This is a genomic window from Methanospirillum sp., assembly GCF_035406105.1.
Classification (GTDB): Archaea; Halobacteriota; Methanomicrobia; order Methanomicrobiales; family Methanospirillaceae; genus Methanospirillum.
The window spans coordinates 1-4,867 of record NZ_DAONKG010000188.1 but is presented as its reverse complement, the minus strand read 5'-3'; the positions used below and the strand labels follow the sequence as shown (position 1 = coordinate 4,867).

Below are 4,867 nucleotides of genomic sequence, written 5' to 3'. Positions count from 1 at the left end.
GAATGACTGGGCCGATGAAGTGTCTGAAGGAATGATAGAAGAACGATATGGTATCGGAGCAGGGGATTTGTATAATATTATCGACTCAGGGAAATGGCTGCTTCATGGAACTGAACGCCTCGTATCTGTTGAAATGCCGGAAATGAGCGGGATCATCAAGACACTTTCAATTAGGGTTCAGCATGGCGTGAGACCTGAACTGCTTCCCCTCGTCGCATTGCGTAATATCGGGCGGGTTCGGGCGAGAAGTCTTTATAATGCAGGATATCCGGATCCTGAGGCCGTGGCCAGGGCAGGTCTGCCTTCACTTGCCCGAATCCTTGGAGAAGCGATCGCACGACAGGTTATTAATGATATTATCGGGGCAAAAAAATCTTCAAAACAGATGGATAATGACAATGCCCCACATATCCCTGAGCTCCTGACAGATATTCCGGGTATTGGGAAAAAGATGGCTGAGAAGCTTCAAAATGCGGGTATTCTCTCAGGAACGGATCTTCTGAACGCAGATGAGATGATCCTTTCAGATATCCTTGGAGCAGCCCGTGCAAGGAAGATTCTTGCCTTTCTGACCAAATCAGAAGAACAAAGTCTCACGATACAACAAGGAGATTCCATGCTGGATACACGCAAGATACGAGGCCAGTCTTCCTGGGAGGATTTTGGATGGTAACGCAGGAACGCAGATGTAAGAATGAATATTGTATTATTCCGGTGAGACTCGTTATTTCAGACCGCCAGGAGTTTCTCAATGCCATCCGGAGAACAGGGGAAAGATACGGGGTAAGCATTGCATGCCTGAACCGTACGATGATCGCCGGGTTCGACCACGTTGAAACAGCCCTTATTCATGCCATGCGTGCATGGAAAGAAGAACGGATGATCGCACGAAGTCTGGAGATAGAGATCCTTCTCTATGCAGCCGGGACCAGACAAACCGGACAGATTGCATCATTTGGGCCTGAAACCGGGATAAATTCTTTATACCTTTGTATCGTTCCACCGAAATCAGAGGTGATTATATCCCTGCTCAAAGGGATGAGTGAAGTCAGCGATGAAGACTGGAATGAAGTATCTGAAGAGAAAAAAAAACTATTAATGCAGTTTTATGGGATCACTCCTGATGAACTGGAGGTTACCGGTCAGGAAAGGCTGACAGATCTCATCTGTGAACGGTGTGCTCTCCTGGCTATAAACCGATAAAAAATTATGAGATCTTTTTTATCATTTCTGCAAGAAGAGCGGCTTTTTTTTCACCAACAATAAGCTGGGCCGATATACCGACCCATTTCGCCAGCTCAGGAATATGATCTTTTGTAAGGTTATCAAACTCAAGACCATTCATATGATACTTCGTCTGTCGTTCCAGAAAACGCTTTGATGCAGGACCCAGTTCCTGAACAGTCACCGCGAGAACCTTCTCTGATACATCTGACATAAGAGGGCCTGCCTAGGGTTTATCGTCCATCATCATGATCTTCAGGCTTGAGACCATTCTGCTAAATGAATTGGCAAGTTCCCCAATCTCATCATTACGCTCAACCGTTACCAGAACATTTATATCTCCGGTTGATATCTTTTCGGCCGAATCATTCAGGCTTCTGATATCCCGGATCATGGTCATACTGATCAACCCGATAATTACCGCGGTGATACCAATACCAATCAGCATAATCAGATAGATTATAGTACCAATGAAGTCCTGCCGTTCGATAACCCGGGTCGCACTCATATCAACACCCACAATTCCGGTCACCTCTCCAGCAGCATTTTTCACCGGAGCGTACCCTGAAATGACGGTGCCCCACTGATCGGTCGTGTACTCATGTTCAGCAACCGGAACCTGAAATCCCGTCTTCATCTCTTCTGTTGGATTTTCGTAGATATCACCAATTCCGGCTGCATCTTCTGAAATTCCATACTCTGCATCAACAACAAATGCGATCCCGTCATTGGACTGCTTCATGGTGTACACATATACGATCTCCGGGCTCGATGATTCTATAGCATAGAGCTGATCCCGTATTTTCAGGAAAGTGGGACTCTCTTCATCACCAGGCTGAAGAGCTTTCAGGCTGTCCCCATCTATCTGAGTTGCAATAACACTTGCTAATGCCACCAGTTCGTCGCGTGTTGTCTCTTTCAGGGCTTCTTTGGTCGCCCCAAATGTGTATAATACACTCAGACCAGCAATGACCAGAATCAGAATGATAAAAGCGATGATAAGTTTTGTAATGATACTGTGATACCACTGAACCATATAGGATGATTGAGCTAAAACTTTATAAAGATCTATTCAGGATGTCTCATGTGCACTCCACACTACCATACCAGAAAAAATCACCGGTTTGCATGAGTAAGTATATGATAAATCTCAGGAATGATTATATCACGTGTTGCAAGTTCTGCTGCATGCTTTGATCCTGGTATACAAAAGACTGCCTTTCCATTCATGATCCCGCCAACAGCCCTGCTCAATACGGTTCTGGTCCCAATTTCTGTGTAACTTTTCATACGAAATAACTCGCCAAAACCGTCCATCTTCTTGTCAAGAAGAGGTTCCACTGCTTCAATCGTACAGTCATCGTGAGTTATTCCGGTCCCTCCAGTCAGGATAACACAATTTGCGTCAGTAAGAGCCCTTTTAAGGCTATTTTGGATCTTTTCAATATTATCAGGAATTATTTCAGTTCTGATAACTGGAATGGATAAGTCCTGAAAGAGAGTTTGAATAGCTTTCCCTGCTGTATCTTCTTTTTCTGTTCTGGTACTTGAGATCACCAAGATGATCACCTGAACAGATATTTTCTTGATGTGTGAAGGATCCATGAAAAAATTGTGAGGAGATCTGGTATTATAGTATGCAATCAGAAGGTCAATCCGGGTATGATCCCCTACCCCTTAGTTTCCACTGGAGAGTGGGAATTATCTGATCCATACTGTCTCTTATGCCAGCCTTTATGGATATATTTTAAAAATTTTTTATAATTGTTAATATTCCATTATACAATAGAAATTTTTTTATATACATAAGTCGACCTTTACAACAGAATATCAAATACATTTTAAAAAATATTATAGAAACTAAAGTGCATGTTCCAGTGGAAATAAAGGGGTGGGGGGAGACTGATCCAGGCATCTTAACACTCCACTAGTATTATCGGAATACCCATCGAACAATAGTGGGATTATCTGTTCCATGACACACAATACAAATGAAAGTCCTGGATTATTTGATAAATATCTCTCTGAAAACAGAATTTTTCGGGACCGCGAGGTACTCCGGCATTCTTACCGCCCGCATATTCTTCCTCACCGAAAACCTCAGATAGATCAAATAGCAGCAATACTGGCACCAGCTCTACAAATGGAAACCCCTTCAAATATCTTAATATATGGAAAGACAGGGACAGGTAAGACAGCATCCGTCAGGTATGTTGGATCAGAACTTGAATCAGTCAGTGCCAGACGGGGAACAATATGCAGAGTAATTCATCTGAATTGTGAAGTCATTGACACACAATACCGGGTTCTTGCGCAGATCTCTAAGCTCATTCTGGGAGAAGATAATACCTCCAGTGATAAGATAAAGCCGCATATTCCCATGACTGGCTGGCCAACGGATCAGGTATACAATGAACTAAAGAACCAGATTGATACCAGCTCAGGTGTTTTTATTATTATTCTTGATGAAATTGATAAACTCGTTAAAAAGAGTGGCGATGATACCCTCTATAACCTCACCAGGATAAATACTGATCTGCACCGATCCAAGGTATCCATTATTGGTATCTCAAATGATCTTGGATTTAAGACATTTCTTGATCCCCGGGTTCTGTCCTCATTATCAGAGGAAGAACTGGTATTCCCTCCATATAATGCACCTCAGCTCTGTGACATTCTTCAGCAGCGAGCAGTCATTGGTTTTGCTGAAGATGCCCTGGAAGATGAGGTCATTCCTCTCTGCGCAGCTCTTGCAGCACAGGAACATGGAGATGCCAGACGGGCACTGGATCTGCTTCGGATATCAGGTGAACTTGCCGATCGGGAGAATGGATCAAAAGTCACTGTTGATCATGTCAAGAAAGCCCAGGCAAAGATTGAGGCTGACAGTATGGTGGAGTGCATCAGAACCCTTCCGACACAAAGCAAGATTGTACTCTACTGTATGCTTCTTCTGCACCGGGCCGGTCAGCGGATTTTTATCTCTGGTGATGTGACGAGAATATACAAGGAGCTTACCCCGTATCTTGAGATTGATGTCCTCACGGCACGAAGAATATCTGACCTTATTTCAGAACTGAACATGCTTGGTGTTATCAATACCAGACTGGTAAACCGTGGGCGTCATGGACGGACAAAAGAGATGTGGTTTGATACAAACACAGACAAGATATGGGAAGTAATCATGGAAGAATCGGAAGGACGTCTTGCACAGGTGGATGAACAGATAGTGATTCAATTATTGCGATAAACCAAAAGGGCTGAAATGCATGGATGATATTGATCGGTCGTTACTCTCGCTTCTTGAAGAAGACTGCACCATACCACTTCGCGATCTTGCAGTCATGCTGGGATGCAGTGAGGAAGAGGTGAAAAAAAGAAAAGAACATCTTGAGAAAGACGGTATTATTCGTCGATATTCTGCGGTTATTAACTGGGAACAAGTTGACAAAGGTGCTGTCTATGCAATCATCGAGCTGAAAGTAGCACCTGAGCGGGATTATGGATATGACCGGATTGCAGCTCGCATATCACGATTCTCTCATGTTCGCAGCTTACGGCTTCGAACCGGGACTCATGACCTGCAACTGCTTGTAAAGGGGAAAAGTATGCAGGAGATTGCACGATTTGTATCAGAGCAAAT

The 4,867-nt window shown here is 43.7% G+C and carries 7 protein-coding genes; 4 read left to right on the top strand and 3 right to left on the bottom strand.

Going from position 1 to position 4,867, the window contains the following annotated elements; translation table 11 throughout:
- Together PLA23_RS10530 and cgi121 are read left to right on the top strand one after the other, a co-directional pair.
- Positions 1-673, top strand: a 673-nt coding sequence (locus PLA23_RS10530) for a helix-hairpin-helix domain-containing protein (RefSeq protein ID WP_324475151.1), incomplete at its 5' end; no start/stop codon positions are given.
- Positions 667-1,203: a KEOPS complex subunit Cgi121 gene (cgi121, locus tag PLA23_RS10525; protein WP_324475150.1), complete on the top strand. Its 537-nt coding sequence runs from the start codon at positions 667-669 to the stop codon at positions 1,201-1,203. The genes PLA23_RS10530 and cgi121, both read left to right, overlap by 7 nt.
- Before the next feature lie 4 nt (positions 1,204-1,207).
- On the opposite strand, the gene PLA23_RS10520 is transcribed toward cgi121, so the two are convergent.
- The 3 genes from PLA23_RS10520 to PLA23_RS10510 all read right to left on the bottom strand — a co-directional run bounded on the left by PLA23_RS10520 (position 1,208) and on the right by PLA23_RS10510 (position 2,829).
- Complete coding sequence (locus PLA23_RS10520; protein WP_324475149.1) at positions 1,208-1,438, bottom strand: hypothetical protein; 231 nt, start codon at positions 1,436-1,438, stop codon at positions 1,208-1,210.
- Between the two features lie 12 nt (positions 1,439-1,450).
- Positions 1,451-2,260 (bottom strand): HAMP domain-containing protein, encoded by an 810-nt coding sequence (locus tag PLA23_RS10515; protein WP_324475148.1) that lies wholly within the window; start codon positions 2,258-2,260, stop codon positions 1,451-1,453.
- Between the two features lie 80 nt (positions 2,261-2,340).
- Positions 2,341-2,829, bottom strand: coding sequence for a MogA/MoaB family molybdenum cofactor biosynthesis protein (locus PLA23_RS10510; RefSeq protein WP_324475147.1), 489 nt, complete (start codon positions 2,827-2,829; stop codon positions 2,341-2,343).
- Between the two features lie 370 nt (positions 2,830-3,199).
- On the opposite strand from PLA23_RS10510, the gene PLA23_RS10505 reads away from it, so the two are divergent.
- Both PLA23_RS10505 and PLA23_RS10500 read left to right on the top strand, forming a co-directional pair.
- Complete coding sequence (locus PLA23_RS10505) at positions 3,200-4,474, top strand: ORC1-type DNA replication protein (protein WP_324475146.1); 1,275 nt, start codon at positions 3,200-3,202, stop codon at positions 4,472-4,474.
- A gap of 19 nt (positions 4,475-4,493) precedes the next feature.
- Positions 4,494-4,867 (top strand): Lrp/AsnC family transcriptional regulator (locus PLA23_RS10500; RefSeq protein WP_324475145.1); only part of this gene is annotated, 374 nt, incomplete at its 3' end.